We start from the raw sequence: 332 nt of genomic DNA on the forward strand, positions 1-332 counted from the left end.
CGGCCGCCGTGTTCGTTGGGGGTCCACTGGCCGGGTTCGCGGGAGTAGTCGAGGTAGAGCATGGAGGCGACGGCGTCGACGCGCAGGCCGTCGATGTGGAACTCCTCGCACCAGTAGGTGGCGTTGGCGACGAGGAAGTTGCGGACCTCGCGGCGGCCGTAGTCGAATTCGAGGGTGCCCCAGTCGGGGTGGTCGGCGCGCTGGGGGTCGGCGTGTTCGTACAGGGGCCGTCCGTCGAATTCGGCGAGGGCCCAGTCGTCGCGGGGGAAGTGGGCGGGGACCCAGTCCATGAGGACGCCGATGCCGGCCCGGTGGAGGGCGTCGACGAGGTA

General features: G+C 70.5%; 1 pseudogene. It reads right to left on the reverse strand.

From position 1 onward, the window contains the following. A pseudogene (locus N4G66_RS45450) lies at positions 1-332 on the reverse strand (1,4-alpha-glucan branching enzyme); the annotation flags it as partial.

The sequence above is a fragment of the Streptomyces rhizosphaerihabitans genome, assembly GCF_025399795.1.
GTDB lineage: Bacteria > Actinomycetota > Actinomycetes > Streptomycetales > Streptomycetaceae > Streptomyces > Streptomyces rhizosphaerihabitans.